General features: G+C 70.2%; 24 protein-coding genes and 3 pseudogenes. 12 read left to right on the top strand and 15 right to left on the bottom strand.

What is annotated here, in order from left to right; all coding sequences use genetic code 11:
- Window positions 1-58: 58 nt before the first annotated feature.
- The 3 genes from ACFWWU_RS28925 (at window position 59) to ACFWWU_RS28915 (ending at window position 2,676) form a co-directional block, all read left to right on the top strand.
- Complete coding sequence (locus ACFWWU_RS28925) at window positions 59-1,252, top strand: PP2C family protein-serine/threonine phosphatase (RefSeq protein WP_384149492.1); 1,194 nt, start codon at window positions 59-61, stop codon at window positions 1,250-1,252.
- Window positions 1,253-1,470: 218 nt separating this feature from the next.
- Window positions 1,471-2,130 (top strand): hypothetical protein, encoded by a 660-nt coding sequence (locus ACFWWU_RS28920; protein WP_384149303.1) that lies wholly within the window; start codon window positions 1,471-1,473, stop codon window positions 2,128-2,130.
- Between the two features lie 333 nt (window positions 2,131-2,463).
- The gene (locus ACFWWU_RS28915; protein ID WP_141746920.1) at window positions 2,464-2,676 is read left to right on the top strand and encodes a hypothetical protein; all 213 of its coding nucleotides are present in this window, start codon (window positions 2,464-2,466) and stop codon (window positions 2,674-2,676) included.
- Window positions 2,677-2,791: 115 nt separating this feature from the next.
- Here the strand turns inward: ACFWWU_RS28915 and ACFWWU_RS28910 are convergent, their stop codons facing one another.
- The 4 genes from ACFWWU_RS28910 to ACFWWU_RS28895 form a co-directional block, all read right to left on the bottom strand.
- Window positions 2,792-3,184: a hypothetical protein gene (locus ACFWWU_RS28910; RefSeq protein ID WP_073775444.1), complete on the bottom strand. Its 393-nt coding sequence runs from the start codon at window positions 3,182-3,184 to the stop codon at window positions 2,792-2,794.
- Window positions 3,185-3,477: 293 nt separating this feature from the next.
- Window positions 3,478-4,482 (bottom strand): NADP-dependent oxidoreductase, encoded by a 1,005-nt coding sequence (locus tag ACFWWU_RS28905; RefSeq protein ID WP_384149490.1) that lies wholly within the window; start codon window positions 4,480-4,482, stop codon window positions 3,478-3,480.
- Window positions 4,483-4,654: 172 nt separating this feature from the next.
- Window positions 4,655-5,710: an aldo/keto reductase gene (locus tag ACFWWU_RS28900; RefSeq protein WP_384149300.1), complete on the bottom strand. Its 1,056-nt coding sequence runs from the start codon at window positions 5,708-5,710 to the stop codon at window positions 4,655-4,657.
- Between the two features lie 57 nt (window positions 5,711-5,767).
- Window positions 5,768-6,460 (bottom strand): SDR family oxidoreductase, encoded by a 693-nt coding sequence (locus tag ACFWWU_RS28895; protein WP_384149298.1) that lies wholly within the window; start codon window positions 6,458-6,460, stop codon window positions 5,768-5,770.
- A 116-nt stretch (window positions 6,461-6,576) separates the two neighbouring features.
- On the opposite strand from ACFWWU_RS28895, the gene ACFWWU_RS28890 reads away from it, so the two are divergent.
- From ACFWWU_RS28890 to ACFWWU_RS28880, 3 genes and pseudogenes are all read left to right on the top strand, one after another.
- On the top strand, window positions 6,577-7,137 hold the full coding sequence (locus ACFWWU_RS28890; protein ID WP_384149296.1) for a TetR/AcrR family transcriptional regulator: 561 nt from the start codon (window positions 6,577-6,579) through the stop codon (window positions 7,135-7,137).
- A gap of 734 nt (window positions 7,138-7,871) precedes the next feature.
- Window positions 7,872-9,704 (top strand): protein-L-isoaspartate O-methyltransferase, encoded by a 1,833-nt coding sequence (locus ACFWWU_RS28885; protein WP_384149294.1) that lies wholly within the window; start codon window positions 7,872-7,874, stop codon window positions 9,702-9,704.
- A 230-nt stretch (window positions 9,705-9,934) separates the two neighbouring features.
- Window positions 9,935-10,277 (top strand): annotated as a pseudogene (locus tag ACFWWU_RS28880) (hypothetical protein).
- Window positions 10,278-10,286: 9 nt separating this feature from the next.
- Here the strand turns inward: ACFWWU_RS28880 and ACFWWU_RS28875 are convergent.
- Complete coding sequence (locus ACFWWU_RS28875; protein ID WP_384149292.1) at window positions 10,287-10,976, bottom strand: restriction endonuclease; 690 nt, start codon at window positions 10,974-10,976, stop codon at window positions 10,287-10,289.
- Window positions 10,977-11,341: 365 nt separating this feature from the next.
- Between ACFWWU_RS28875 and ACFWWU_RS28870 the strand changes: the two genes are divergently transcribed.
- Entirely contained in the window at window positions 11,342-11,539 is a 198-nt protein-coding gene (locus tag ACFWWU_RS28870) for a DUF6207 family protein (RefSeq protein WP_384149290.1), read from the top strand.
- A 313-nt stretch (window positions 11,540-11,852) separates the two neighbouring features.
- Here ACFWWU_RS28870 and ACFWWU_RS28865 read toward each other — a convergent pair whose 3' ends face one another.
- The 3 genes from ACFWWU_RS28865 to ACFWWU_RS28855 all read right to left on the bottom strand — a co-directional run bounded on the left by ACFWWU_RS28865 (window position 11,853) and on the right by ACFWWU_RS28855 (window position 14,462).
- Complete coding sequence (locus tag ACFWWU_RS28865; RefSeq protein WP_384149288.1) at window positions 11,853-12,821, bottom strand: S8 family serine peptidase; 969 nt, start codon at window positions 12,819-12,821, stop codon at window positions 11,853-11,855.
- 374 nt (window positions 12,822-13,195) lie between these two features.
- Complete coding sequence (locus ACFWWU_RS28860) at window positions 13,196-14,071, bottom strand: hypothetical protein (protein WP_384149287.1); 876 nt, start codon at window positions 14,069-14,071, stop codon at window positions 13,196-13,198.
- A gap of 163 nt (window positions 14,072-14,234) precedes the next feature.
- Entirely contained in the window at window positions 14,235-14,462 is a 228-nt protein-coding gene (locus ACFWWU_RS28855; protein ID WP_384149285.1) for a hypothetical protein, read from the bottom strand.
- 313 nt (window positions 14,463-14,775) lie between these two features.
- On the opposite strand from ACFWWU_RS28855, the gene ACFWWU_RS28850 reads away from it, so the two are divergent.
- Entirely contained in the window at window positions 14,776-15,060 is a 285-nt protein-coding gene (locus ACFWWU_RS28850; protein ID WP_319770496.1) for a hypothetical protein, read from the top strand.
- A gap of 55 nt (window positions 15,061-15,115) precedes the next feature.
- The gene (locus tag ACFWWU_RS28845; protein WP_384149283.1) at window positions 15,116-15,250 is read left to right on the top strand and encodes a hypothetical protein; all 135 of its coding nucleotides are present in this window, start codon (window positions 15,116-15,118) and stop codon (window positions 15,248-15,250) included.
- Here ACFWWU_RS28845 and ACFWWU_RS28840 read toward each other — a convergent pair whose 3' ends face one another.
- The 3 genes and pseudogenes from ACFWWU_RS28840 to istA all read right to left on the bottom strand — a co-directional run bounded on the left by ACFWWU_RS28840 (window position 15,251) and on the right by istA (window position 17,240).
- Window positions 15,251-15,478 carry a pentapeptide repeat-containing protein gene (locus ACFWWU_RS28840; RefSeq protein ID WP_384149488.1) on the bottom strand — a complete coding sequence of 76 codons (228 nt, stop codon included), beginning with the start codon at window positions 15,476-15,478 and terminating at the stop codon, window positions 15,251-15,253. It abuts the gene before it with no gap.
- Between the two features lie 21 nt (window positions 15,479-15,499).
- Window positions 15,500-15,825: pseudogene (locus ACFWWU_RS28835) on the bottom strand (ATP-binding protein); the annotation flags it as partial.
- A pseudogene (istA, locus tag ACFWWU_RS28830) lies at window positions 15,822-17,240 on the bottom strand (IS21 family transposase). The pseudogenes istA and ACFWWU_RS28835, both read right to left, overlap by 4 nt.
- A gap of 357 nt (window positions 17,241-17,597) precedes the next feature.
- On the opposite strand from istA, the gene ACFWWU_RS28825 reads away from it, so the two are divergent.
- Entirely contained in the window at window positions 17,598-18,152 is a 555-nt protein-coding gene (locus ACFWWU_RS28825; protein ID WP_384149486.1) for a tellurite resistance TerB family protein, read from the top strand.
- 414 nt (window positions 18,153-18,566) lie between these two features.
- Here ACFWWU_RS28825 and ACFWWU_RS28820 read toward each other — a convergent pair whose 3' ends face one another.
- Together ACFWWU_RS28820 and ACFWWU_RS28815 are read right to left on the bottom strand one after the other, a co-directional pair.
- The gene (locus tag ACFWWU_RS28820) at window positions 18,567-19,160 is read right to left on the bottom strand and encodes a hypothetical protein (RefSeq protein ID WP_384149281.1); all 594 of its coding nucleotides are present in this window, start codon (window positions 19,158-19,160) and stop codon (window positions 18,567-18,569) included.
- A 723-nt stretch (window positions 19,161-19,883) separates the two neighbouring features.
- Window positions 19,884-20,714 (bottom strand): hypothetical protein, encoded by an 831-nt coding sequence (locus tag ACFWWU_RS28815; protein WP_384149279.1) that lies wholly within the window; start codon window positions 20,712-20,714, stop codon window positions 19,884-19,886.
- 617 nt (window positions 20,715-21,331) lie between these two features.
- Between ACFWWU_RS28815 and ACFWWU_RS28810 the strand changes: the two genes are divergently transcribed.
- Window positions 21,332-22,405 carry a polyprenyl synthetase family protein gene (locus tag ACFWWU_RS28810; protein ID WP_384149277.1) on the top strand — a complete coding sequence of 358 codons (1,074 nt, stop codon included), beginning with the start codon at window positions 21,332-21,334 and terminating at the stop codon, window positions 22,403-22,405.
- A gap of 100 nt (window positions 22,406-22,505) precedes the next feature.
- Complete coding sequence (locus tag ACFWWU_RS28805; protein ID WP_384149275.1) at window positions 22,506-23,594, top strand: polyprenyl synthetase family protein; 1,089 nt, start codon at window positions 22,506-22,508, stop codon at window positions 23,592-23,594.
- Here the strand turns inward: ACFWWU_RS28805 and ACFWWU_RS28800 are convergent, their stop codons facing one another.
- Together ACFWWU_RS28800 and ACFWWU_RS28795 are read right to left on the bottom strand one after the other, a co-directional pair.
- Window positions 23,595-24,941, bottom strand: a complete 1,347-nt coding sequence (locus ACFWWU_RS28800) for a wax ester/triacylglycerol synthase domain-containing protein (RefSeq protein WP_384149273.1) — start codon at window positions 24,939-24,941, stop codon at window positions 23,595-23,597.
- Complete coding sequence (locus ACFWWU_RS28795) at window positions 24,938-25,603, bottom strand: hypothetical protein (RefSeq protein ID WP_384149271.1); 666 nt, start codon at window positions 25,601-25,603, stop codon at window positions 24,938-24,940. Before ACFWWU_RS28795 ends, ACFWWU_RS28800 begins: the two co-directional genes overlap by 4 nt.
- Window positions 25,604-25,613: the final 10 nt, after the last annotated feature.

The raw sequence follows: 25,613 nt of genomic DNA, 5'->3' as shown, positions 1-25,613 counted from the left end.
CAGAATGGCGATGTCGTTTCGCGGGAAGGAGAACCCGCAACCCCTGCTGGAGGCTGATGTGGCGCGTGACCGGATCGGGCTGGCCGAGGTACTGGCGGCGGCGGAGACTGCCGCGCCGGTGGACTCCCTCGACGTTGTCGCACGTAATCTGCGGGACCGGTTCGGTGCCCGGTATGTGTCGTTCCTATTCGTCGACATCGTGGGCCGGCGGATGCTGCGCGTCCACGACACGGAGGGCACGCATCTGGAAGACCGCGCCGTGCGGATTCCCCTCGTGGACAGCAGCATCTACGACAAGGTCCTGCGCACCCAGCAGCTGGTGCGTGCGCCGGAGGGCGATCACGGGCAGCGGGTCCTGGCCCCGGTGACGAACCGCGGCGACACCATCGGCGTCCTGGAGCTGTTCCTCACCGAGGTCACCCCAGATGTCCTCGCCCAGGTAGAGGAGGCCGCGCACGCGCTGGCCTACATCATTGTCACCGACCGCCGATTCACCGACCTCTACCACTGGGGCAACCGCACCACCACCGTCAGCGTCGCCGCTGAGATCCAGCGCCAGCTCCTGCCCTCCGCCGCCGCCTGCGAAGCTCCCCAGTTCACGCTGGCCGGCGCTCTGGTTCCGGCCGCCACCATTGCAGGTGACACGTACGACTACAGCCTCGACAACGCCATCCTGCACCTGTCGATCACCGACGCCATGGGCCACGACGTCCACGCCTCCCTGATGGCCACCCTCCTGGTCAACACCTCACGCGGTGCCCGCCGCGCCGGAGAAGACCTCGCCGAGCAGGCCCGCCAAGCCCACCAGGTCCTCCTCGACCACGGCCACCGCACCTTCGTCACCGGCCAGCTCCTGCGGATCGCCCTCGACGGCAGCGGCGCCCAGCTCGTCAACGCCGGCCACCCCAGTCCCCTCCTCCTGCGCGACGGCACGGTCACCGAACTTGACCTGGCCGTGAACATGCCCTTCGGCTTCGGCCACCACCCGGGCATCTACGAGGTCCAGGACCTCGACCTGCGCCCCGGCGACCGCCTCCTGCTCCACACCGACGGGATGCAGGAACGCGAAGCCGAAGCGGTCGACCTGCCCGGCCTCCTTCGTAAGACGGCCGACGAGCACCCGCGGGAGGTTGTACGCGCGCTGGTCGGCGCGGTCACCGACGTCTATGACGGCCAGCCGCCGAGAGACGACGCGACCGTCCTGTGCCTGGACTGGCACGGCCCCGAAACGCGCATCCACGCGACCGCCTGAGCCCGAGCCACAGCGGATCAATCACGCGACCGGGCGGTGGACCAGGGCCGGGGTGCTCCGGCACCCGATGCGGGACGCATCCTCGGCCGTGACGTCCAGGCGCAGCCGCTGGCACCACGTGACCCCCGCTGCGCGCTCGCTATCCGCGAGACGCTCGCCATGGCCCCGCCCCGCCGCTGCGCTTCCTCCAGGTACTGCCCGACAGCACGTCACCGAACTTGACCTGGCTGTCAGTCCTTGAGGTGCGCGACATGGTCTGGCGCGAGACCAGAAGGCGCATGGGATACGGCGAGGGCAAGGGCCCGAGCACCGTGAACGGACTCGCCCCCACCTCGGCGGCGGCCAGGCGACTCCACCTCGTCTACATGGAGGTCGCCACCGAGGCCGGCGTTGCCGCACGCCACCTGGTCGACGGCGCCGCCGCGCGCGCCGGACGGGCCGGGGCAAGCTACGCCCAGCTCGGGGAGGCCGCCGGAGACCTGTCGCGGCAGGCGGCCCGCAAGCGGTGGCCCGAGGCCGTCGGCACCCATCGGGTCCTCTACACCATCACCGGCAAGGAGCCGCCCCACGGCCGGGCCACCACTCTCTACCGCAGCGCGGAGAAGGCGGTCGAGCGCGGTCGCACCGCCGTGGACGAGGGCGCCCTGGCCGACGACGGCGCCATCGCCGCGGTCGTCATCAACTCCGCGCGCGAGGTCGTGTGGGCCTGCTGGTTCAACGACGCGATCTGGGGGCCGGAGGAGACCGAGCAGCACCCCGCCCTCGCCCTGCCGGGCCGCCGCCTCGGTCGTGCCCCGCAGATGGTCGAAGAACACCTCCCGGTCCACGGCCGCCAGCTGCGGCGCGACGGCGACCGGCCCGCGCCGGGGCCGGGGTAACCGTCCGGCGAGCGCGACCGCGCCCTGGCCGAAACGATCCAGCGTCTGACCGCAGCCGCCGAGACCAACCCCGCCCTGAAGCTGCTGATCGCCCTCGTCGGCATCCATGCGCTCTACCCGCACCAGGCCCGAGCGCTGCCCCTGACCGCCATCGACTTCACCCGCGGCCGGCTCACGCTCGGCGACATCGATCACCCTCTCGACGCCTTCACCCAGCAGGCCGCCGTCGACTACTTCCACCTCCGGCACCAGCGCTGGCCACATACCCGCAACCCTCACGTGTTCATCAGCTCGCGGACCGCGCATACCCGGGCCCCGGTCACGACCGGCTGGATGCAGCCTCTGCTGCGCGGCCTCCCGGTCACCGCCCAGCAACTGCGCGAGGACCGAATCCTCGAAGAGGCCGCCGTCACCGGCGCTGACCCACAGCACCTGTGCGCGGTGTTCAACATCACTCCGGAGACCGGACTCCGCTACACCCGCTTCTTCCACCCCGACCCCACGGACAGCGACGACGTATCCGGCTGCAACATGGAGACATCGTGACCGACCACCACGCTCACCTGCTCGCCGCCATCGTCGAGCTCGGCGGTGAGCTGGAGCTCCCAGCTACCCGTAACGGGCGCTCAGGGGCGCGGTCATCCCACAGAAGGCTGCGCGGTCAGCGACGCCGACCGCCGCCGATGCGGCGGTCGTCGGCCAGTGCGGTAAGCGGGCCGAACTCGCGGGCAAGCTGGTTCCACGTCAGAACCTCGCCACAGCGGGCCGGGAACTCCTTCGGGTTGAACTCGGGCATGGTCCAGGTGCCAGTGCCCCGGTCCCGCAGCCACAGGTCCCCGTCACCGTCGACCACAGTCGGCGGGACCGGTACGGGCTCGGCCTGATCGGTGGGCTCCCAGGTGACCCGGCCCGGGTGGGAAACGCGGCGCAGCTCGGTGGTGGCCAGCCGCGCGGCCAAGTCACGGGTGGACTCTTCGGCGTCCTTGACCGACGCGAGTCGGAATGCGTCGTCAAGTACGGGCAGGGCTGGATTCTTGCTGCGCTTTGAACTCATACGCTGACTACCTCCGGTGGGGGGCGTCACATCCGTTATGGCACCCCGTAGAGGAACACGGTATCCGAGGCGGGAGCCGGGCCGGCTACGACCACTGTCCAGGTGGAGGCGCTGGCCCACCGGGCGGTGGGGCTAGAGCCTGTCTCCTTGATGGGGCGATCTACTGATCGGCGCCCCTGAATGCTTGCGGCATCGTGCATGGAAGCCTGTCCACATGGACACATTCGCGGACCGATTCGACGGCGGGTGGAAGTGGTGGGAGGCCGCCATCGAACAGGGCCGTTGCCCTGGGTTCACGTCATGGAGACGACGACCTTGCCGGCTTTTGCGCGGCCCTTTTCGACGTACTCCATGGCCTGAAGGGTCTCGTCGAACGGGAAGACGCTGTCGACGACGGGGCGGATCTTCCCGGCGTCGATGAGGGGGGTGAGTTCGCGCAGCTGGTCGCCACTGGCCTTCATGAACAGGAAGGAGTACGTGACACCGAGACGCTTGGCCTGGCGCCGGGTCTTGGCGCTGAGCGCGGCGATGCCCAGGCGGAGCACCAGGTTCGAGCCGAGTTCGCGGGCGGTGGCCGGGTCGGGCGGGCCCGCGACGGAGATGGCCAGGCCGCCGGGCTTGAGGATGCGCAGGGACTTGGCGAGGTTCTCGCCGCCGAGGGAGTCCAGGACGAGGTCGTAGCCGGTGAGGAGTTCGGAGAAGTCCTGGGTGCGGTAGTCGATGACCTCGTCCGCGCCGAGGTCCTTGACGAGGTCGACCTTGGCGGTGCTCGCGGTGGCGGCCACGTGCGCGCCCAGTGCCTTGGCCAGTTGGATGGTGATGGATCCCAGGCCGCCGGCGCCCGCGTGGATGAGGACCTTCTGGCCCGGCTGGACGTTCGCCCGCTCGACCAGGGCCTGCCAGGCGGTCAGCGCGACCAGGGGGAGGGAGGCGGCCTCGGTCATGGTGAGCGTGGCGGGCTTGGGCGCCAGGTCGTCCTGGTGGACGGCGAGGAGTTCGGCGAAGGTGCCGATGCGGTCCTTGTCGGGCCGCGCGTAGACCTCGTCGCCCACCGCGAAGCGGGTGACGGACGATCCGACGCGGACGACGGTCCCGGCGAGGTCGTTGCCCAGGACGAGCGGGAGACGGTAGGGCAGGATCTGCTTGAGGTCACCGTCGCGGATCTTCATGTCCAGCGGGTTGACACTCGCCGCGTCGATCCTGACCAGGACGTCGTCGGCGCCCACCTGGGGGTCGGGTATCTCGGCGGCACGCATGTTGGACGCGTCACCGTACTTCTCGACCATGAAGGCCTTCATCGTCATCTCCGTTCGTGTGGCCTCCCGTCCAAGCGGGAGGGGTGTTCTGTCCGTGAGGGTTTTGTCTCGTTGCAAGACGGTTTGTGGTGTTCTTCTAGTCCGCGCGCTCCGCGTCGGCACGGCAGTGGCCAGTGCCTGCGCGGAGAGCTCTGCTTCGGTCGTGTTTCCGGGCTCAGGCCACCGGCACGACCGGGGCGATGACGCTGCTCGCGTCGCCGCCCTGGAGGTGTCCCAGCGAGCCCGCGACGCCCTCGTGCGGTACGCCGAGCGGCATGGCGCTGACCTTGTCGAGGCGCGCGTACTGCTCGTCGGTGAGCTGGACGTCGAGGGCTGCGAGGTAGCTGTCGAGCTGGGAGAGGTTGCGCGGGCCGATGATCGGGACCAGCGTGGCCGTGGAGCGGGCGGCGTGCTCGCGGACCCAGGCCACCGCCACCTGGGCGGGCGTCGCACCGGTCTCCTGGGCGATGGCCAGGACGGTGTCGACGACGGCGGTCTTCTGGTCGGTGCTCTCGGTGTGGATGACCATGCCCAGGTCGCTGAGGCGCCCTTCGGCGGAGCTGCGGTACTTGCCGGTGAGCAGTCCGCCGCCGAGCGGGGACCACAGCGCGGCGCCGAGTCCGAGGCTCTCGGCCATCGGCAGCAGCTCCCGGTCGGCGGTGCGCTCGACGAGGCTGTACTCGTGCTGGATGCCGATGATCGGGGACTGGTTGCGCAGGTCGGCGAGGGTCACCGCGCGGGAGACGCGCCAGGCGGGGAAGTTGGACAGCGCGGCGTGGTGGATCTTGCCCGCGCTGACCAGGTCGTCGAGACCGCGCAGGAGCTCCTCCATCGGAGTGAGCTGGTCGGGGAAGTGCACCCACAGCAGGTCGATGTAGTCGGTGCCCAGGCGCTTCAGGCTGGCCTCGACGGAGGCGACCAGATTCTTGCGGCTGTTGCCGGTCTTGGAGATGTCCGGCCGCGGGGCGGCGCCGAGGGCGAACTTGGTGGCCAGGACGAAGTGCTCGCGGTCGGCGGAGACGAGCTTGCCGGTCAGTTCCTCCGACTCGCCGAACTGGTAGCCGTCGGCGCTGTCGAGGAAGGTGCCGCCGGCCTCGGCGAACCGGTCGAAGATGCGGCGGGCCTCGTCGGGCTCGGCGCCGGCGCCCCAGCCGGTGCCGAAGTTCGCGGTGCCGAGCGCGTACTCGGAGACGCGCAGTCCGGTCCGGTGTCCGAAGGCCGTGTAACGCATGAGATGTCCTTGCCTGAGGGGTGGGAAGGCGGTCGCGCCGGGGTGGAGGGGCGAGCGTCAGCCCGCGTTCGGCTGGGGTGCCGCGGACAGGCTCTGCTTGACGTACCGGCTGGTCTCGTCGGCGAGGATCTCGGGCAGGCCGGTCTCGATGCCGTCCAGGGCCTGGGCCGCGACGTCGGCGGCGGCGACCTTCTGATCGGCGGGCACGCCGGCGGCCATGTCGGTGTCCATGTAGCCGACGTGCAGCGCCGAGACGGTGATCCCGCGCGGTGCCAGCTCCTCACGGGTCGCGTCGCTCAGCGCCCAGGCGGCGGCCTTGGAGGCCGCGTAGGAGCCGAGGCCGGCCGGGTGGAACCAGGACAGGGCGGACAGGACGTTGAGTACGGCACCGCCGCCGTTGCCCTCGATGACAGGGGCGAAGGCCCGGGTCGCGGCGAGCGGGCCGAAGAAGTTGGTCTCCATCTCGCGACGTACCTCGTCCAGGCCGCCTCCGACCAGCGTCGCGCCGGTGGAGATGCCGGCGTTGTTGATCAGCAGTGTCGCGTCGGAGGCGATGCGGGCGGCCTCCCGTATCGACTCCTGGTCCGTCACGTCGAGGCGCAGCGGGGTGACGCCCGGCAGGTCGACCGTCTCGGGACGGCGGGCCGCCGCGTAGACCTTGGCGCCATGCTCCACGAGCTGGGCGGCCAGGTGCCGCCCGAGGCCCCGGTTGGCGCCGGTGACCACCGCGACCGCGTTCTTGAGTTCCATGCTCGCTCCTGTCCTTCGGCGGGCGCCGTCGGAGCACCCGCGTCAATTAGATTGCAAGCACAATCTAAACACAGGACTATGATAGATGCCAGTCGACATCCAAACGGGAGGTGGCCATGGGCCGCGTATCGCAGGCGCAGGCGGAGGAAAATCGCAGGCGGGTGGTGGACACCGCCTCCCGGCTGTTCCGAGAGCAGGGCACGCAGGTCAGCGTCGCCGACCTGATGAAGGCGGCTGGTCTGACCCATGGCGCGTTCTACAAGCAGTTCGCCTCCAAGGAGGCGCTCGTCGACGAGGCCACCGCCCACGCCTTCGCCGAGCTCACCCAGCGCTACAGCGCCGGGCTCGAGCGGCACGACGGGCAGCGCGAAGCCGCCCAGCAGGCGCTGATCGACACCTACCTCTCCGTCGAGCACCGCGACGACCCGGCGGACGGCTGCCCGGTCGCAGCCCTCGCCACCGACATCGCGCGCGAGGGCGGGGGGCGCGAGGCCCGTCGCGTCTACGCCGAGGGGGTGGCCGACTTCGCCGGCTTCCTCGCCACCGATGACCAGGACGGCATCGTCCGCCTCTGCACCCTGTTCGGTGCGCTGATCCTGTCCCGGGCCACCGTGGGTTCCCCGCTCTCCGGAGAGATCCTCGACGCCGCGCACGCAGCCTTGACGGAAGCAGGCTGATCAAGGGGCGGTGCGGGTGTACGTCGACGGCACGCGTGGGCGCCGAAGCATCCGCGGCCAGGCGGAGGCGGTTGCGCAGCCGACATCAACGTGTCAGCAGGACTGCGATCTGGCGCCGGACGCGTACCCGACCGGCGGCTACGTCGCCGCGATCCGCGCAGGCGGCGCCGTTAGCCCGGGCGGGCAGCCGGGTGATGGCGGAATGCCCTGGCACTGGAGACGCCGGCCGCTCTCAAGAGGGTGATCGCGACGGCAAGTTCGCCGAACGGGCGACCGCGCTTCCGAACACACCTGCGAAACCTGCGTCAAGCCCGGCCGCCTCCGCCTCCACGGCGACGGGCCGCGAGCCGGGATGCAGAGCAGCTGCGAAACCTGCCGCACCTCCTGACACCGGACAACGCATCAGCGGGCAGCACCGAAACCAACCGCCCAGGCGCCTCCCGCCCGTAGAGTTCTCCTCGGCAGCCGAGTTCGGCGAGACATGATGTTCGCCACACCCACAGCGGGGAATCGGACACCGTGCTCCGTCATAGCGCCACACGCGCCACAGGCTCGGCTCTAGCCCAAAGCGACACGACCTGCGAGGGACACGGTCTCCGCGGAAACAAACCTGCTGCGGACTCTCACGGTGAGCGCGACCGCCTTCGGTGTAGTTCTCGCCCTGGGCGCCCTGGACGAGACCGCCGGGGCACTGACCGCCCCTTGCCCTCGCCCACCGGTGGGGCCCGGGGCCGATGATGCTGACCACGCTCGCGATCACCCCGCTGACCCAGCTCCCGCTGCTGCTCGCCTCCCCAGGCCTTCGATGGCAGATCGCGATCGGAGCGGCGCTGTTCCTGCAGTTGGCCTGCGCTGGTGCCGCGGGCACCACCCAGCGATCGATTCGTCAGATCATTACCACAGCCGGGATGCAGGCCCGGATGCAGACCGTGAGCACGTGGCTGACGGCTGGCGCCCGTCTCGTGGCCGCGCTGCTCGCCGGCGGCCTGGGCACATGGATCGGAGCGCGGCCCACCCTGACCGCCGGGACCTTCCTGCTGCTCGTCCCCCTCGCAGCCCTCGCCCGCTCCCCGCTGCGCGCGCTGCGGCACATGCCGGACCCGCCGCCCGCCGCCCGCCGCGCCCGGCACAGGCGGCGATCCCGTGCCGTCGCCGCTCGCACTGCGGATGCCCTCTCCGGCCGTACCCGCACCCGCACATACGGAAGACGACCGTCCCGACCGCTCGCCCGGAGGAGATGCCACGTGAACAAGGTGCCGCACGCCGCAGCGGTGACGTCTGCCGTGCCCGCCCTACCCGAGCCCCTGGAGTGCAACAGGCGCAGTGAACCTTCCCAGTCCGCCGCGCCCTTCCTGCCGGCGCAGCCCACGGGCGACACCTCCGTGGCCGCGGACGCCCGGGCGGCGATGGTCGCCCGGCTCGAGGAGAGCGGAGAGCTGCGCCCCGGGCCTGTGCGCGAGGCCCTGCTCGCACTGCCCCGCCAGGTCCTGATGCCTCAGGCCTACGTGCGGCGCAGCGCCGCGGACGAGACTCCGCCACGCTGGGATCTGCTGGACTGGACCCGCCCGGCCGACCAAGAGGAGCTGCTGGAGCGACTGCACAGCGGGGACAGCGTCGCGATCCAGCATGAGGGCGAGCCGGTCCTGGGCCGTACTGCCGGGTCGCGTCGCGGGGGCTCCATGACCGCGATGTCGAGCACGATGGGCATGACCGCGGACCTGCTCCAACTCTTGGACCTGCGGCCCGGGCAGCGCCTGCTGGACGTCGGGACCGGCGCTGGGGTGACCGCGGCGGTGGCGTGCTTCGTGTGCGGCGACGCCGGCGTCGTCACCCTCGACATTGACCCGCACGTCACTGCCGCCGCCCGCGAGCGCCTGTCCGCACTCGGCTACCAGCCGACCGCGGCGACCGGGGACGGCACCACAGGCTGGCCCGACGCGGGCCCGTACGACCGGGTCTTCGTCTCCTTCGCCGTCCGCCGCGTACCGACAGCCCTGGTGGAGCAGCTGGCGCCGGGCGGGCGCGCGCTGATGACGCTCGGGACGTCGTCGCCGTCGTGGCCGGGCCTGGCCGTGATCGACAAACGACCGGACGGGACCGTGGAGGCGGAACTGCGCGCGGTCGAGTTCGGGCACCGCGCTGGTGCCGGCTTCGACCGGCTGTTCCTGTCCGCCGCCTTCCGCGACACGATCACCACGGCCGACGGGCCAACGCAGCGCACCCGGCTCACGCCGCCGGCGGGCACGGCGCGCGGTATGTGGCTGGCCCTGGACGCCCTGCACCCCGGGCTGGTGCGCCACTTCGGCGCCGAGGACCTGACGATCGGCGCGCCCGAGTGCGGGTCGTGGATGCGCGTGCGGGCCGCTGGCCACCGCCGGTGGGACGTGACGACCTGCGGCCCACGGGACATCTGGGCGGAGATCCAGGACGCCGCCGCCCGCTGGCGGTCGGGCGGCGAACCGGCCGCTTACCGGCTCCACCTCGACACCGACGACGTTCAGCGGGCCACCAGCCCGAACGGCGCCCTGACCTGGCGACTTCCCCACACTCCTGGAGATTCACGGTGACCCGCCCCGACCAGCCGGCCCCTGCGGCCGCTTTGGACGATGCCCTGTTCGGGGCCGAGGCCGCCGACTACGCCCGCCACCGTCCCGGCCTGCCGGACGGGGCAGTCCACCTCCTGGCCGCCCCCCAGCACGGCGTAACCGACCCCGTCCTGCTGGACCTGGGCACCGGCACCGGACAGGTGCCCCGCGCGCTGCTGCCCGTCCTGCACCGGTTGGTTCACATCGAGGCGATGCCGACGGGGTCGCAACCGGAGCGTACGCCCGACGGGCGCTACATCGTCGTCGACGGCCGCCGCTGGCGTGCCACCGATCCCGAGATCCCTCCGGAGCCCGCCGGGCGGCTGCGCGGCCATCTGATGGCGGCCCGCCGAGGCGTGGCGGCGGCGCGACGGAAGGACGACACGGAGGCGGAGCGGGCGGCACGCGCGCGCGTGCACCAGGCGAAGGTCGCTCTCGGTGAACGCGGGGACCCCTGGTGGGAGCAGAGCACCACCGAGCGGACGCCGGCGGGACGGGCTCAAGGCCCTCGACGCCGCCGCCGATGCCGCCGGTGGGGCCACCGATGACAGGTGACCCGGGCGCTCAGGCGACCGGTGCCGTCGGGTCCGGGGTGAGCGCGTCCCACGGGGCCGGGGTGAGCTGGTCCGTCCACGCGGCCAGCGCCTCGCCGTCCACGCAGATGATCCCGCAGGTGCCGGCGTACTCGGCGGCGGGCGCCGTGAACGAGCTGGTGGTCACGACCACGGCCACATCCGCCTCGTGGATGGTGAAGCAGGTGCCGCCGAACCTCTGCAGGTCCTGGGAGCCGACGCGGTTGTCCTCCGCGTAGTGCTTGCACTGGAGCACGACCCGCCGCCCGTCCAGGGTCACCGCGACCACGTCGGCGCCCAGGTCGCCCGCTCCGCCGACCACCTCCACCGCCGTGCAGCCGTCCCGCGCGCAGAGCGCGGCGACCGCGTGCTCGAAGCCGTCGGCGTCGACCGCCGCGTGATCGAGGGCCTCGGCTCCGACGTCGGGCACGTCCGGGGCGGGGGCCGGGTCGTCCGGCAGGCCGGCGGGACGCGCGCTCGCGCGGTTCCGTACGGGTGCCCTTCCGCGCCGGGTCACCGCGAGTCCGACCGCGAGGACGCCCAGGGCGGCGACCGCCACGAGAACGGCGGCCGGGACACCCGATCTGCGGTCTCCCGCCACTTCCGCCGTCTTGAGGAAGAGGGCCAGCCCGCCCGCGCATATCCCTATGAGACCGACCGCCAGCACCACGTCGCGCCACACGCGTGCCCGGGGGCGCCTCGCCCCACGCCTGTCCTCCCCGGTCGCCTTCATCCGGGCCCTCCCCTCGCCGCTCGACGGCTCACGCGCGCCGAAGCCCCGACCGGAGGGGTTTCGGGGGCCGTGTCGCTCCCGGTCCGCGGGTCGGTGCTGCGGCGTCCCCTCCGAGAAATCGCTGTTCCCGACGGACGCCGCCTATCCGCGAACGCGCCCTCGAAACCCGACCGGGAGGAGTCGGCCGGCCTCCGCCACTCCGCGCGCATCCGGATACCACCGTGGCGGGAATAGCCAGTGGACGCCGGCAGCGCGAGGGCTCCCAGCGAGACCGTGAGGGCCGCTCCGGCCTTCCGAGGGGCGTTCTGGCGGGCATGGAACCGATTGACCCGATCCACGTCAGCGAGCCCGGCCTGATCGTCCTGGACATCACCGCCACCGACGAAGCGACCCTCCAGTCGGCCGTCGAGGAACTCAGCCGGCGCTGGGCGACGTCGGGGACACCGCGGGTACGGCGCGTCCCCGGAGGGCCGGGTGTGATCGCACGGCTCTACGCCGACCTGCGGCCCTGACTCAGAAGTCACCCGGCGGCCGGCTGCGTCGACCCCGGCCGGGCTGTCCGGACCACGGCCCTCCAGCGCGTGGGGGCCGTCCCTCATCAGACACTCTTCATCGGCGACACCCCAGGACACGTCGCGACCGCGAGGTCACTCGGCATGGCCGGTCACGTGCACACAAGAACCGAGGACACCATGGCCCGGATCCAGGAATTCCTGCAGCCGCGGGACTGAGACAGGCCGCCGTCCGCACCAACCGAGCCACCATCCCCTGGCGATCCTCCCTCGATATTGCCGGTCGGGGGCGCATCGATGAGGAACACGGTGATCAGCAGAGGGACTCCGGATTCTTGAGCGGCCGGTTGCCGTGCGGGAGGGGGGCGTTGCCGGTCCGGGCGAGTGCGGTGTACGCGGCCCAGGCGTCCAGGAAGGGCGGGACGACCGTGCGGCGGGGGCCGACGGCGGTGAGCAGGAGGGCGGACCGGACGTCGGCGGGTGGGGCGGCGGGGAAGGCGGACAGGAGCAGTGCGACGGCGCCGGCCACGAACGGGGCGGCCGCGCTCGTGCCGGTGACCGCCAGCGGGCGGCCGTCGACGCCGAGGCCGACGACTCCCTCGCCCGGAGCACCGAGGCCGCGTGCGCCGATCGAACCGCCCAGATTGGAGAGGTTCATCGGCCGGCCCCGCCGGTCGTACGCGACCACGGGGACGGTCCACGGGTGGCGGGTGAGGACGGAGGTGCCGACCGCGCCCTGGTTCCCGGCGGCCACGATCGTGATCACGCCCCGGTTGGCCGCGTGGTCGAGCGCCCACTCCAGCTCGCGGTGGTCCGTGCTGGAGGGGCGGTCGGGCGCGACGCTCAGGTTCAGCACCCGAGCGCCGGCGTCGACGCACTCGACGATGGCGGCCGCGAGGTCCTCCGGCCGCGCGGCCGGGGTGACCGGGACGGCGGGGGCGGCGGGTCGGCCGGTGACGCGGCCCGCCGCGAAGATGGGGCGCAGCAGGAAGGTGCAGCCCGGGCAGATGCCGGGCGGCCGCGAGGTCCGGCCGGCGCCGAGGAGTCCGACGACGTGGGTACCGTGGCGGCAGGACGCGTCGTCGCCCGTCGGGCGGCAGGGATCGTCACCCTGCCCGCCCTGGTCGCCGGCCCCGCCGGGCAGCACGCGCAGGTGTCCGCCGGCGAGTCCCGGGTGGCCGAGGGCGACGAGGCCGTCGACCACCGCCACGACGATCTCCGGCCGACCGGCGCCGCGCGCCATCAGGCGCGCGAGCCCGGTCTGTTCCAGCGGTTCCGCCATCGCACCGTCCTCGGTGTGTCGTCATCCTCGGGCCGTCCAGGCCGTCCTCACCAGACGTTCACGGCGACGCGACGCGTGAGCGGTCCGTCGGAGCCGGGATTGTTGCACTCATGACGGCAGTCCTTCAGGCACTCCTGGCACCGGAAGCCGTAGGGGTTGTCACGGCACGCCGAGCGGCAGATGAAGGGGCACTCCACCATGCTGCAGAATCCCGCCGAATCGTCCTGCGGGATGACAGCGGACAGGCGGCCGGCACGGCCACCGCCGGATGTCCGATAGTGTCCGCCGGTCCGCTGGAGCGCCGATTCGGCGGTGAAGCCCGGAACACTCATCTCTCACACCTCCTTGGTCCCGCGCCGGTTGGGCGGCACGGATCAACGGTCGTAGTAGGGAGCAAGCTTGTTCACCAGGAACGGGAAGACTTCGGTCACGTCCACCCGGACGAAGAACTTCTCGGTCACGTCCGTCTGGCGGCCCGTGTAGGAGAGCACGACGTCGAGGACCCGGCGGGCACCGCTCAGCCGGGACTCGCGGAAGACGACCCCGCTGAGGCTCGCGTCGGCGGCGAACGCCTCCACGGTCTTCTCATAGACGCGGGGGTACCGGACCGCGAGGTAGTTGATGGCGCGGTGCTCGTCGGTGTCGCCCGCGTTGTCCCCCAACTGCATGACACGGCGCAACAGTTCGTTGGACGAGCGGGTGAACCACTCGTCGCTCGTCCCCTCCGGCTTGCCGATCTCCGCGATCAGCTCGTCGCTTGTGAAGGAGTAGACCTGCTCGAAGGCCACAACCGGGAGGGTCAGGCCGTTGCAGAGCGACGGCGGGGCGAGCGGCCCCCGGTGTCCGATGACCACATCCAGGTCGGTGCCCTTGGGTTCGGGGCGGACGGCTTCGACGAGCCGGTCGAAGTCCACGGGATCCCGGGGCCGGAGGATGTACGTCTCCATGCCCTGGACGCTCAGCACGTAGCACAACTGCCGTGCGAGGTAACGGTTCTCCGGCCGCGCGATGGCCGCGCAGACGGCTTGCCGGTCCGTCAGGTTCGCGTTCGCGGACCGGGCCACCGCCTGGGCGACCTCCTTCTCGACCGCCAGGCTCGGGACCCGGAAGTCGACCTGGCCGAGCACGTACACGTAGTTCTTGGCGGCGTTCGGTGCGACCTGCTCCGTCCGCGCGGCCCCGCATTCGGCACAGGTCGGGACGATGGCGGCGTCGGCGGCGGCCAGCGCGAGGACTGGGTCCGGATGCACTGGGTGTCCCTGGGCGATCGGCGAGTCCGTCGCGGGACCGGTCGGGAGGTCCGCCGGGAGATCTGTCGGGGGACTTGTCGGGAGGTCCGCCGCGGGTTCCTTCGGGTGGTCCATGGGTGACTCCTTGTGCCTTGCGGGGCTCGTGCCGTACGGGCCGTGGGCCTCACGATCGGTGACCGCGACCCGTCGAGAACACCAGCCATCGGTTGAGCGCGGCCGCGCGTTGTTCGCAGCCGCCGCAGGGCTTCCTCACCCCCATCGTGCTCGTCACGCGCTTGACGGCGTCCCCGAGGCCGATGGACTCGTCCGTGACGAAGCCGGGAAGGCGCACCCGGTGCGGGCGGTGTTCGCCGGCCCGGGCGGTGCCGTCCTGCTTCTCACCCTCGGTCATCCTTCTCACCCCTCGGGTGGCGGGCGGTCGCGGTCCGCGGCAGCCCGGCCGGGAGAACTGCCGGAAACGACCGGGTAGCAACCGGAGATCCGGGAACGGACAGTGACGAACAGTGGTGGGGGATGGGCAGTTGGGCACGAGGACTCACACACACTCGCGCTGATTCCAGACTGCGCCAGCCCGCTCTGTCGTGCACCTTGGCGCGCGCACCCTGCGCGTAACCTGGACAGTGAGGGCTGCTCACTCGGGGGCGTCGGCCGACCTGCGGTCGGTGCGGCCTGCTCGTCCGGATCACCCTGACGGGAGCGACACCATGACCATCCCCGGTTTCCACGCCGAGGCGGCCGTCCGCCGGATCTCCGGCCGGTACACGACAGGCCGGCCCACCCGGAGCCTGCGCCGCGCCGCCGCCGAGCGGATCGTGCCTAGCTTCACCGAGGAGGAGCGTCAACAGCTGATCTTCTGCAACCAGCGCGTGGACAACTGCCTGCGCGACTGCGAACCCCTGGCGGACAACTTCTACGAGTGGCAGCGGTGCAGCCAGGCCTGCTGGGAGTACTACGACCAATGCGTCGCCGATCCGCCGCTCGAATGGTAGGAGCCCGTCGCACCCGCGTCATGGCGGGGCCGGCAGTCCGGCCGCGGCCCTGGCGATGGTGTTCAAGCTGGTGGAGTCCCCGCAGGACCGCTGGCGCGGACTTACCGGAGCCCACCTGGTCGCGCTGGCTCCGTTCCGGCGCCAAGTTCGAGAACTCCTGGTCGAACGCGAGGAGGTCGCCGCAGCCTGATCACGCGTCAACCGATCCACAACTATTGACAATTACTCCTCGGTCAATTGTTCGACTGCTAGGTCCTTCGTTCCCCAGATTGGCGCCGCGAAGGTCGGCGCCGCTCAGCCCCGCGGACCACAGCAGTGCCCCCTCCAAGTGGGCGCCTTCCAGGACTGCCGATTTCAGGCAATCACTCCACAGATTCGATTTCTTCAGGTGAGCACCTGACATCCTGGCTCCTTCCAGACGAGCCTCAAACGGGTCTGCCCCCTCCAGATGCGCGTTGGCCTTGGCCTCGACGAACGCGAGGGTGGCGAGGTCTTTGATCTTCCGGGGATCGAGTTCGGGCTGGAAGGAGAAGTCGTATTCGTCGAGCGTCTTGTGGTGCGGCAGCTTGGACAGCCGCAGGCCCTGGCGGAAGCGCCGGTCGTCACGAATGGCGAGTTCCTCAGCCAGGACCAGGTCGAGGAAGTCGAGGTAGCCCATCTTGGCCTCGTCTGCCCGGCCGGTGTACTGGTTCAGGCTCTCGGCCAGGTGGGGGAGGCCGAGTTTGGCGGCCTGGTGCGGATTCGGGTGCTGACCAGCTCGCTCAACTGGGCTCCTCCGGCGTGGGGTGGGTGGTGAAGGGACGGGTTCCGGTCAGTTCGTCATAGACCGATAGAGGTCTGCGGCCGACCTCGACGCGGACGGCCGCGGCGCGGTTCAGGAGAGCCATCAGCGAGCCGGCCGTCTCCTCGGCGAGTGCGTTCTGATGACGGGGCTGCGGAGGGATGTCACCGGTGGTGGTCCGCCGGTTCCGGCCGTCGGGAAGACCGTCCCAGTGCTTCTCGTCGACGACGCAGGCGCCGCGGCCGACGGCCCTTGGGTGGATGGCCAGCAGGGTGCCGCCGTTGGTGTCGGGGACGTGGAATGCAGCGTGATCTGGGACTTAGTTGCTCTGACTTCCACCAGCTGGCGCGGGCGGACTTTCCGGGCCGGCACTGAGTAGAGGTTCGCGTCGAAGGCGACCAGGCAGTCCTTGCCGACGTAGCGAAGGTGCACGCTGGGTGACCACGTAAGGTGTCGCCGGCAGGGGCCTGAGGGCCATGTGGTCGCGGATCGCGCGGTGCCCGATGACTTCGCCGTGGGTGCCGTGGGACTTCGCCCGGCGCAACGGCACCCAGGCGTTGAAAGCGGAGTCCAGCTCCTCGATGGAGGAGAACGACCGGCCGGCAAGGACGTGGTCGCGGACGATCAGGACCTGCCGCTCGACGCGGCCTTTCCCGGTGGGGCGGTAGGCGGCCAGCACGTCGATGTCGAAGTCGTAGTGCCCGGCGAACCCGACCGCCTCCGGGTGCAGGGGAACGGCCTCGCCCGGTGCGACGTGGCGGCGGACGACGGTCTTGGTGCGGTCGTAGACGATCGACATCGGCACCCCGCCGAAAGGGGCGAACGCCTCGGTGGCAGTCGAAGAAGGTGGCCAGGTCCTGGCTGGTGATGAAGCAGCAGAACGGATCTCGCGAGTAGGACAAGGTCATGTGGAACGAGTAGACCTTCGGGATGCCCACGTGGGCGAGGATCTGCCCTTCGTCCCCCCAGTCGACTTGGGCCTGCGCTCCAGGCACGACCTCGAACCTGCGGCGCAAGCCGGCCAGCTCGCCCGGGCTGATACCCAGTTCCTCCGCGATCCGCGGCCGGGCCTCCTGCATGTAGAGCTTGACCCGCTGGTAGGTGCCGGTGAAGCCGTACTCGGCCACCAGCCGCTCGTGAACCACGGCACCTTTGATCAAAATCTCGGACCGCAGCATTGCGTCGATCAGAGGCGCGACCTCGTCCACCTCCGCCGACGGCCGTGTCCGGGCGCAGCCCGACGAGGCGGGGCGGCCGGGCTCTCAGAGGACAGGTACTTGCGGACCGTGCGGCGATTGAGCCCGTTCTCCCTCGCGATTTCCGACAGGCTCATCGCCCCGGACTCGAACAGCCCGCGGAAGCGTCGAAGCTCCATCCATCGTTGCGGGTCCAAGACCACGGTCAGCCGCCCTCCGCCGCCCCTTCACAGGCCGGCAGCAGACTGCCCACGATCAGTCCTCGGTACGTCAGCAAGTGGGCACGTTCATTCGTACGTGACGGGGCACGTTCACGTGTACGCCGACAACCCCCACCAATCAAGAAGCAACCCGACGCCCCAACGCTCCCGCACCGACGCGGAATTCACTCCTGACCAGCGGAATCTCAACGGTCACGACCGGAAGACAACGACTTCTGAGGGCGTCGTGTCAGTCGTGGTGGTGGTGGAACTTCACAGTGTGTGGAAGGCGTTAGCAGGGTGTTGCACGATGATGCGTGTCCAACGAGGGACGACGTGGCAGAAGCTGAGGTGGCACGAGTGGCGATGTGGGATCGGATCAAGGACCAGGCGACCAGAGGTCTGCAGCAGGCCCAAGGGGGGCGCGGCGGCTCCGGCGGCCATGGGCCGTCCGGCGCACGGTCCGGGGGCGGTCCCAGGGCCGAGCTCGTGAGCGCGCTGAAGACTCAGCTCACGTCGCTGAAGACGGAGCTGAAGAGCGGCGCCTTTAGGGACGCCAGCATGGCCATGTGCGCGCTGGTGGCCGCCGCTGACGGACGGGTCGATCCGGCCGAGCGCCAGCACGTCGAGTCACTCATCCTCACCAACGACGTCCTTCAGAACTTCCCCGCCGACCAGCTCCGCCAGCGTTTCAACAAGCACGTCGACCAGCTTTCGGCCGGCTTCGTCATGGGCAAGGCGGCGGTGCTTCAGGAGGTCGTCAAGGTGGCGAAGAAGCCCACCGAGGCACGGGCTGTCATCCAGACCGGCATCGTGGTCGCGGGTGCGGACGGCTTCATCGAGCCTGCCGAGGAGCAGATCATCCGCGAGGCGTGCGCTGCGCTTGGCCTGCCGGCGGCGGAGTTCGGCATCTGACCCGCTGACCTCGGCGAAGAGACGCGTGGCCGTGTACCTTCCGCTGGCCCGTCGGGTCCTGCGGGTCGTCCCGGCCGACCAGCGAGGCATAGGTGGCGAAGATGACGGGCCGCGACGACAGAGTGAACACGAAGAGCAACTCGTGATCTATCGACCTCCCCCGCGATAGTGCGCGGGTTCCCGATGCCATGCGGCTCCGCCTCCGGCGTTGTCGCCGGTAACCGACGCTCCACGTCACCTCCCTCCTCCTCCTTGGATCCGAAGCCGCATGGCGCCGCTCGCTGATCCACGTTCCATCTCGGGGAGGTCGTAACTCCCTGGACTTCCCGTCGCGCGCGAGGCCAGGATGACCCGTGGAGACTTTGAAGATCATCGCGGGGGATGCGACCAACCCCCAGGCCAAAGGCCCGAAGGTCATTGCCCACATCTGCGGCGGGACGGTGCAACCGCACCGTGAAGGCAGGCTGACCGCCACCCCCGCCGAATCTTCACGTGTCGCAGATCCTGCTCGACCAGCCGCACGGCGAACATCCGAAACGAATCCCGACACTGGCCACGCCGCTTGAACCGGGGGTAACGGGCGGGGACTCCCTTGCGGTGGCCGGCGCTCCTCCAGTTGTTGAAGGCGGCGTCCGCGTCCCGGAACGCCTGCTGGCACACAATCGCGTTCACGCCCTTCCACCATGGATACAGGAGCCGCGGCTCCTGGCCCGGCAGCAGAGGGCCGGGCAGGGGCTGGTCGCGCTGAGCCAGGAAGATCTTCTGAATGGTGAACTGAGAGGGCATGTCGACCTTTGGCGCGCTCCTGGCGGCTTCGGCGGGCGCCTGCCCCTGGGCGATGAGCCGGTCGCGTCCATAAGCCCAGAGCTGCTGCGCACCGTGCTTGAGGCCGAGGGCGTAGTTGAAGCTGCAGCGCGAGGCGTCAGCGTAGCGCTGGAGGATCGCTACCTGCGCGGGAGTGGGATCCAGCGTCTCTTTGACCACGACGGTGGTGGTGTTCTCGTCCATGCGCGCACCTTCGCACTCACCACTGACAAATACGGCATAAGGGTTAATAAGTCCACCAATGCGAACTTTTCCTTCGTTCCTCTCGTACGGTGTCGCTGGTTCGCCTCCTGCAAGAGGGGAACTCGTCCCCTGGATAGGGGAGTAGAGCGCCCGTGGACTGCACCAGCCGCAAGGCAAGGGCAGGCAACCCCTCGCCGCCCTGGTGCGGAGATGGAAGGAAGCGGTGCAGGACAAGGCTGGAAACAGCCTGCGACCAGTCAGCTGGTTGCCCAGAGCGGCCGGGCAACCGAGTCGCCCGTCCTTAACACGCCCATGGCGGAACACGCGGAATGCGACCTTTGCCGAAAACTCGAAAGTGGCGTCGGGAGCTCACCTTCTGGCGAGAAGGACCAGGTCGGTACGGGTGCGGTCCTCGCGTGCAGGGACGGTCCCGGCGGCCCCCCTGGCTTCCGGCCCCGGCAGACAGTGTGGTCCTCGCGTGCAGGGATGGTCCCACCCCATGGCTGCATAGGGCATAAGCAGGAACGATTGGTTGCGGATTTGAGGAACGACCAGGCGGGTGTTGGCCTGTAAATGTTGGCGAGAAGTAGGAACGGCAGGACGCCGTGTCTCACGATCCGTCGTCTGGATGCGTCGGGGCTCCGGGCTTTGCCCATCCGGGATGATCGCCCCTCATGGACAAAGGGCACCTGTGGCAGTTCGACCGAACCCGCTCGGGCGAATTCACGCAGTGACGAGCACCATGATCAAGGCGAAGGTGAAGCCAAGGCCCAAGCACAAGCAGCCCAGGGAGAGGACGACGTACCCGACAGTACGAAGCCCTGAGCGGCGAACGACCACGTTCCCCGGGTTCTGCGGGTCGTAGGCGACGTGAATGGTCCAGGCGCCGGCGCTGCCGGACACAGTGCGGCTCACGCCCACAGCGTCCGTGTAGACGTACGTACCCGAGGCGCGGAGCTTGCCAGGTGTACCGGCGGTCCTCTCCGCCTCAACGGTGATGCCGTGCCGGGTCAGGTGCCACCCCCTGCACGCCGACCACAGCCCCGCAGCGCCGCCCGCGGTGGTCACCGAGGCCATCGTGCCGCCGAACAGGGTGGTGACTGCCAGCATGAAGCCGTCAATCCCGCCTTCGCGGATCCCGAAGGTCAGGGCCAGGGCGACGATCACCAAGGCAGCGGCGAGCGCTCCCCGCTTGAAGAGGCTCTGTCTCCTCTCCGCCGGGGATTCGGTCAGGACGTGCGTGATGACCAGCCCGGAGCCGTCGACCGCCACGTCCTCTTCGGCACGCTCGGGCAGCGCACGGTTCACGGCATCCGCGAAAGCTCTGGCGGCTGCCTCGCTCACACCGCCGACCCGGCGGACGGCCGGCGTCGCCCCGGCCGCGGCAGTCAGCTCGACGGCTACGGACCGGCCCTCGGCGCGTACCCGTTCGATCGCCATCAGAGGAATGCGCAGCTCCTCGTGCGGGCGGCTCAGGAGCAGTGCCCTGCCGTCGGAACGCAGAACAGTGTTCTTGCTTCCCTGCAGGACGGGTATGGGCGATGTGATCGACATGATCGCGATCGTAGAGCGCATCCCGCAGCTTCGGGTACCGCCGATATCGGGGCCCTCCGTGAGGACTCGGAGTCGATGCCGTACTTCGGCATGAGCAACGGCAGAGACATGCCGGTGGCGAGGCACGGCAGACCGCGGCGTTCAGAATCGGCAGCATGGGCGCTCTCCCGCCGTGCAGAGCACAACCGTGGTCCCGGAGCAAGCACCGAGGTGTTCCCGAAACTCAGCGACATCACTCCCCCGAGGAACAGCACGTTCCTACCACTAAGCAACGGACGTTCCCGAGAGAATCCCCTACAAAGCCAGTGACGCAGAATAGTTGGCAAGCTGTCGTCACGTGCGGTGATCAGGACGAGTGGGATCTCGTAGGGGTGCGCGATGTCGAGAACGGTCCGTGACCGTACACGCGATACGCCTCGTGGCCACTGCTTCAGTCAGGGCGTGTTCTGGGGCTGTCGTGGTCGTTGATCAGGCATGAAGATCAAGTGGGTGGTCCGGCCAGATGGACGGACTGGATCCGAAGACAGCCGGCCCCTCTCGGCCCGCCGCGGCCGTCGATTTCCGTCGCCCGCGACTCACGGCTGTTCGCCCGTGAGTCTTGCCGGGAGGGCCGGCCGGTGACCTCGGGTGTGATTGACGTTCGGGAGATCGATCTGAGTGCTGTGCGGGAGCAGGTCGACGCGGTGCTGGAGGACTTCCTCGAGGACAAGGTGCGCGTGGCTGCTGGCAGGAGTCATCCGCTGGAGGTCGCGGGCATTTTGCGGGACTTCTTGGCTGCTGGCGGCAAGCGCATCCGGGCCCTGTTGTGCGTGGTGGGTTGGCATGCCGCGGGCGGGAGCGAGGACAGGGCGGCCGTGCTGAGAGTGGCGGCGTCGCTGGAGCTGTTCGTGGCGTTCGCGCTCATCCACGACGACATCATGGATGACTCGGACACACGCCGGGGCCGCCCTGCGGTCCACCGTGCCCTGCGTACGCGCCTTGGTCCGTCCCCGCGGGCGGAGAGGCTCGGTGCCGGCGGCGCCCTCCTGGTGGGCAATCTCGCCCTGATCTGGGCACAGGAGTTGCTGCACACCGCCGAACTGTCCGTCCAGCGGCGCCGGGCGGTGCATGCCTTGTACGACGCGATGCTGGAGGAGGTGATGTACGGCCAGTACCTGGACGTGATGGGCACCGGCCCCGATGACGACGTCGACGCGGCTTTGCAGATCGTCCGCTACAAGACCGCCACCGCGACGGTCGAGCGTCCCTTGCAGCTGGGAGCCGCCGTCGCCGGCGCCGACGACACCACGCTGGGCGTGTGCACAGCACTGGGGCTGCCCCTGGGGGAGGCGTTCCAGATCAGGGACGACCTGCTGGACGTCTTCGGCAGCGCGGACGGTGCGTGCGCGCCCGGCCTGGGGGACCTGCGGGAGGGCAAGCGCACCGTTCTCCTTGCTCTGGGTCTGCGTGCGGCCATCCCGGCGCAGCGGCGCCGTCTGCGCGACCTGGTCGGCCGGGCCGATCTCGACGCACAGGGGGCGGCCGAAGTGCGGGCCATCCTGGAGGAGACCGGCGCGCGGCAGCGTACCGAGCACATGATCGTTTCCCGCCATGACCAGGTCCTGCGGGTGCTGGACGAGGCCGCGCTGCCGCCGGCCGCGTCCCGGGCGCTGCGCGGACTGGCCGTCACCGCCACCCAGTACACCTCCTGACACACCAGCAGCTTCCGGCACACCTGGCCGGACACCGCACTGTCCGACTCCTGGCGCCGCGGTCGCGTGAGCGCCCGGTACTACGAATGGGACCTTCCTCGTGACCGATACCGCTCTTCCCGCCGACCAGGTCAAAGAGCGCTTCGCCGCTTACGAACGCATCTTCAACACACGGTTCGAGCAGTACTTCCGCGACCTGGCAGACACCTTCGATGCCCCGTCGTCCAGCCGTTTCACTCCTGAGTGCCTCGACCTGCTGCGGGATTTGTCGGTGCGGGGCGGCAAGCGCCTGCGGGTGGCGTTCATCTACGAGGCGGCCCGGCTGGTGACGCCGGATCCCGTGCCCGGCCTTGAGGAGGCCGCGCTGAGCATCGAACTGCTGCAGACGTACGGGCTGGTTCACGACGACATCATCGACGACGGTCCCGTCCGCCGGGGCGGCCCTTCCACCTACTACGCCTACCGGGAGAAGTTTCCCGACCGTCCGCAGGACGCGCTCGGGCTCGCCGTCCTCGCCGGCGACCTCGCGCTGGTCCTGTCCCTGCGGGTGCTCCTCGACTCCCCGGTCGCTGTCCCGGTCCGCCATGCCATGGTCGGGGTGCAGACCGCGGCGGCCTCCGCCATGATCGTGGGCCAGATCACGGATATCGAGCGGGACTTCACTGACATCCCGTCCGAGGAACTCCTGCATGCCGTGTCCGACTACAAGACCGCCCACTACTCGATTCTCGCCCCTCTGCAGCTCGGTCTGCTGGCCGCGGGTGAGGAGCCGGCCCGCTTCGATGCGGAACTGCGCCGCTACGCGCGGCTGGTCGGCATCTACGAGACGATGCGGGACGACTACCTCGACCTGTTCGGCGACGCGCAGACCATGGGCAAGTCCACCGGCCGTGACCTGCGCGACGGCAAGCGCAGCTACACCATCGCTGCTCTGCTGGCAGTCGTGAGCGGCACCGAGCGGGCGGTGGTGGAAGCCGCCCTCGGTGACTCGTCCTGCACGCCGGAGACGGTGTCTGACGTCCGGGAGATCGCCACGAGGTGCGGGGTCGAGCAGAAGGTGCGGGCGGACATGCGGCGGTATGCGGAACTGGCCTCGGCCGAGGCCGCCGGCTGGCGCCCGCGTTGGCGTGAGGAGGCCGTCACCCTCTTCGAGCGCCTGCCGCTGTGGAGCGTCGAACGGGCGCTGTGATCACTCCGTAGACGGCCCCGGCCCTGGGGCGGCTGCCGCAGTCGCGGCGGCTCCGGGGCCGGTCGGCGGCCGTTCAACGGCTGTCGACAGGTCTTCCAGGGCTTGGCGCCACCGTGCGGGGAGACTCTCGGCGCCGGGAAGGGCTTCGTCGATGCGGAAGCACACGCTCGCCTCGCCGGCGTAGACGAGCATGACAACCGCCAGGGGCGCGCCCGGCGGGCAGCACATGACGGGATCGATGCGGTTCACCACAGCGTCGCCGTAGCGAAGTCGCTTGCGCATCACCAGGCAGGAAGCGGCGAGGGTGAGCCGGCCCGGGGCAGTACTCATGGCCACGAGGCGCCGAAGAAGCCCGGCGGGCAGGCGGGTGAGGGCCGCGCGTAGTACGGCTCGGTGTCCGGGCAGCTTGAGAGCCGCGGTGACAGCGCTGGTGCGGGCGAGCCGCTGCGCGAGGGGAGGAAGGCCGCCCGGAAGGTCGACGCGGGTCAGGAAGAGACGATTGCCGGGGACCGCCCACTCGCCGGCCGTGCGCAGGCTGACGGGAACCATGACCGGAAGGGGGGCCTGGGCGGCGCGCGGCCAGGAGGTGCTCGCCCACTGCGCCAACGCGTGGCCCAGGGCGGCGAGATAGACGTCGTTGATGCTGGCGCCACTTGCACGGGCCACCGCCTTGAGGCACACCACAGGCACCTGGACCCACGAAGTGTGACGGCGGCTGGAAAGCGGCTGCGAGGGCGAGGACCACACATGGTGTTTCCTGGCATGCCGCAGCAGGACCGCGGCGCTGCGCAGTACCTGCCGCATCCGGGGCCGCGGCTCGGCGGGCAGGGTCCGTAGCACCGTCGCAAGCTGCTCGGTGGGCGCGTCCGGGCCGAAGAGGGCCTCCACGACCGCGACGCCGGTGACGCCGTCCTGGACGGCGTGATGGGCCAGGTACAGCAGCGCGAACCCGTCGGGGACATGCCCGTGCAGCAGGACCAGGCGCCAGGCCGGGACGGCCTTGGGCCAGGGGTCGCGCACCAGGTCTCGTACCGTGGTCTCGATGGCATCCGGGCCGCTGGCCACGCGACGCGCGCTGACGTGATGCGCCGGGTCGGGATCGGCGTGCACCCACTGCGCCTGCCGGCCGTCGCCGTGCAGGATGTGCGCCATGCAGGGAAGGCGGGACAGACGCCCGGCCACGTACTCCTGAAGGTCAGGCAGCTCGGGAACGGCGCCGGTCACATGCAGCACCATCCCGATGGTCGAGGCGGCATCCGCGTCCTCGGCGCGTAGTTCGACGTCGCGCAGGAAGAGATCGGCAGCGCTGGGCGCGAGGAATGTTCGCAAGTCCGTCATTTCTGTCATCGCAGGAGATCAAAAGCCGCGGCGCCGACGATCGCACCCACGCACGCCCCGACGGCCACCTGGGCGGTGGTGTGGCACCGCAACCGGACCCGTGACCAGCCGATCAACGCCACCAGCGGAGCTGCCAGGCCCACCATGGGCCCGTAGAGAGAGGCGAGGACAGCGAGGGCACCGGCTGCGACGGCGCAATGCACCGACACCTTCCAGAAGAAGGTGATCGCCATCAGTACGAGCAGTACGGCCAGCATCGCGGCCACCAGCGCACGGACGTCACGGGTGGCCTCCAGCCCGTACAGCAGCCCTGTACCGCTGACGACCGACGCCAGGACGACGGGGCCGGCCACCAGACGTTCCTGGCGTTGCCGTACGTGCCGGTCGCTCCAGTAGCTGCGGCGTTCGCCCAGGCGGAGGATCACCGAGGGCAGCACGCTCGTGAACACGGCCGCGAGCAGGCCCCACCCAAATCCCTTGGTGCCGTCGGCGTGCCATCCGAGCAGCGGTGCCAGGGCCAGCATCCAGTTTCTCGGCTCGAACCCGTCGCTGATGAGCCACGCAAAACGCGCGTCGCCCCGGGCCGGCACACCGGATGCTTCCCTGCAGTGGGCAGGAAGGGCCTGGTCCGCTGCCCGCTCGGTCACCACCGCGGTCTCCTGCTCGGACACTCCAGCCCCC

The sequence above is a fragment of the Streptomyces sp. NPDC058650 genome (assembly GCF_042717315.1).
GTDB lineage: Bacteria > Actinomycetota > Actinomycetes > Streptomycetales > Streptomycetaceae > Streptomyces.
Note: the sequence above shows the minus strand (reverse complement) of the source record. Positions and strands in the feature narration are given on the sequence as shown.

Excerpts from the sequence above, each read along its gene's own strand:
- ACFWWU_RS28915 (WP_141746920.1), top strand. The coding sequence starts at position 2,464 with ATGCAGCCTCTGCTGCGCGGCCTCCCGGTCACCGCCCAGCAACTGCGC.
- ACFWWU_RS28910 (WP_073775444.1), bottom strand. The coding sequence starts at position 3,184 with ATGAGTTCAAAGCGCAGCAAGAATCCAGCCCTGCCCGTACTTGACGAC.
- ACFWWU_RS28905 (WP_384149490.1), bottom strand. The coding sequence starts at position 4,482 with ATGAAGGCCTTCATGGTCGAGAAGTACGGTGACGCGTCCAACATGCGT.
- ACFWWU_RS28900 (WP_384149300.1), bottom strand. The coding sequence starts at position 5,710 with ATGCGTTACACGGCCTTCGGACACCGGACCGGACTGCGCGTCTCCGAG.
- ACFWWU_RS28895 (WP_384149298.1), bottom strand. The coding sequence starts at position 6,460 with ATGGAACTCAAGAACGCGGTCGCGGTGGTCACCGGCGCCAACCGGGGC.
- ACFWWU_RS28890 (WP_384149296.1), top strand. The coding sequence starts at position 6,577 with ATGGGCCGCGTATCGCAGGCGCAGGCGGAGGAAAATCGCAGGCGGGTG.
- ACFWWU_RS28885 (WP_384149294.1), top strand. The coding sequence starts at position 7,872 with ATGATGCTGACCACGCTCGCGATCACCCCGCTGACCCAGCTCCCGCTG.
- ACFWWU_RS28870 (WP_384149290.1), top strand. The coding sequence starts at position 11,342 with ATGGAACCGATTGACCCGATCCACGTCAGCGAGCCCGGCCTGATCGTC.
- ACFWWU_RS28865 (WP_384149288.1), bottom strand. The coding sequence starts at position 12,821 with ATGGCGGAACCGCTGGAACAGACCGGGCTCGCGCGCCTGATGGCGCGC.
- ACFWWU_RS28855 (WP_384149285.1), bottom strand. The coding sequence starts at position 14,462 with ATGACCGAGGGTGAGAAGCAGGACGGCACCGCCCGGGCCGGCGAACAC.
- ACFWWU_RS28850 (WP_319770496.1), top strand. The coding sequence starts at position 14,776 with ATGACCATCCCCGGTTTCCACGCCGAGGCGGCCGTCCGCCGGATCTCC.
- ACFWWU_RS28845 (WP_384149283.1), top strand. The coding sequence starts at position 15,116 with ATGGTGTTCAAGCTGGTGGAGTCCCCGCAGGACCGCTGGCGCGGACTT.
- ACFWWU_RS28820 (WP_384149281.1), bottom strand. The coding sequence starts at position 19,160 with ATGGACGAGAACACCACCACCGTCGTGGTCAAAGAGACGCTGGATCCC.
- ACFWWU_RS28815 (WP_384149279.1), bottom strand. The coding sequence starts at position 20,714 with ATGTCGATCACATCGCCCATACCCGTCCTGCAGGGAAGCAAGAACACT.
- ACFWWU_RS28800 (WP_384149273.1), bottom strand. The coding sequence starts at position 24,941 with ATGACAGAAATGACGGACTTGCGAACATTCCTCGCGCCCAGCGCTGCC.